The sequence below is a fragment of the Endozoicomonas sp. ONNA2 genome (assembly GCF_024606365.1).
GTDB lineage: Bacteria > Pseudomonadota > Gammaproteobacteria > Pseudomonadales > Endozoicomonadaceae > Endozoicomonas.
On record NZ_JAHHPO010000739.1, the window covers coordinates 1 to 1,367 of the forward strand.

Below are 1,367 nucleotides of genomic sequence, written 5' to 3' on the forward strand. Positions count from 1 at the left end.
TTGGTAGCTATGAGGTGTCGGCGCTCCTGATCACCATTGGCCGGGATACCGTCAAATTCAAACCTTCGGGTACCATGTATTTTGGCTGTAAAGGTTCGCTGACTGTTGAGGGACCTTATGGTGATATTGAACTTTCGCGCATAACCCGTGACCGTGTTGAAGGTGCGGAAGTAAATTCAGCCATTGCTTCCGGGTGGGTCTGGTGTATCGAAACCCAGGGTGAAAACAAGCCGGTTTTTAACTTGTTGAATGAGGGTTCTTTTACGGATGCGTTTTAACTATTGTTGAAGCGCATGGTGCCTGATACGTGGTTCGCGTTCCGTTATCCGTAGACGCTTTTTCAGAGACCGGTGTACAGTCAACGGTTTTGCGGTTGGTGGATATCCAGCGGTATTACTTCACGTTGTTGCAGGTCCTGGATCATTATGAAACCGGGTTGAGTTGCGAGCCATATTATCTCTATGAACAAGGCTGAGCTTGAGCAATTGTCGGATGTGAGAATTCGGGAAGCTCAGATACTTCTCGATCATAGGGCATATAATGGCGATTATTATCTGGCAGGTTATTCCGTTGAGTGTGCCATTAAGGTATGCATATGCCATAAGGTGCAGGCATACGATTTCCCGGATAAAAAACTGGCCCGGGACAGTCACTCACACAGGTTGACCGAACTGATAAAAGTAGCGGGGTTGCAAGATGCCCTTGTACAGTATGAGAAAGCCAATCCACTGTTCATGCTCAACTGGTTGAGTGTGAAGGATTGGGCAGAAACGAGCCGATATGATGTGAAATCGGCCGTGTTAAAACGGCTGACCTTGTTGCTGCCATCACCGATCAGGAGTCCGGGGTTTTACCATGGCTAAAGATTCTGGTAAGGGATCAGCTGAGTGATGAGATGATTCAGGCAGGAGAAAAGCTGCTGGATCTGCTAGAGGTATCAGACCAACCTATTCTGGGGGCGTTTTGGCTGTTTTTGCCCGATGAACATCTTTGGAGACTTTATATTGCTTCTGATTTGGTGCGCACAGCAGGCGCAAGGCGGGCGTACCAGCAGGTGTTTGAGGCGTTGAAGCGTTTTCATCTGGATGAATGGGTGATTTCTCTGCATGATATCACTGTGATTGATGGGTCAGACAACGTTTTTCAGGCATTCTCTCATGCCATAAACGACGATGTTCAATTGAATAGGCAGCGTTTTTTCAGAGAACGGGTTCAGCAACAATATATCGAGGATGCCTGGGTTTATAAGGCGGCCTCTTAGGGCAGACATTAAGGAATTCTTCCTGATAGTACTATTGTCCATTCTTTCTTTGAACGAGTGCAGGCGGGTTGGTTTCTACGTGTTGCGGGTCTTGAATTGGAACCAC

The 1,367-nt window shown here is 47.4% G+C and carries 4 protein-coding genes; all 4 read left to right on the forward strand.

Annotation, left to right across the window (positions count from 1 at the left end):
• The coding region (locus tag KDK14_RS12995; protein ID WP_257265572.1) for a hypothetical protein at window positions 1–278 on the forward strand (278 nt) is incomplete at its 5' end.
• A gap of 29 nt (window positions 279–307) precedes the next feature.
• On the forward strand, window positions 308–475 hold the full coding sequence (locus tag KDK14_RS13000) for a hypothetical protein (protein WP_257265573.1): 168 nt from the start codon (window positions 308–310) through the stop codon (window positions 473–475).
• Window positions 462–863 (forward strand): hypothetical protein, encoded by a 402-nt coding sequence (locus tag KDK14_RS13005; RefSeq protein ID WP_257265574.1) that lies wholly within the window; start codon window positions 462–464, stop codon window positions 861–863. The genes KDK14_RS13000 and KDK14_RS13005 overlap by 14 nt, the downstream gene beginning before the upstream one ends.
• A gap of 32 nt (window positions 864–895) precedes the next feature.
• Window positions 896–1,261 carry a hypothetical protein gene (locus KDK14_RS13010; RefSeq protein WP_257265575.1) on the forward strand — a complete coding sequence of 122 codons (366 nt, stop codon included), beginning with the start codon at window positions 896–898 and terminating at the stop codon, window positions 1,259–1,261.
• Window positions 1,262–1,367: the final 106 nt, after the last annotated feature.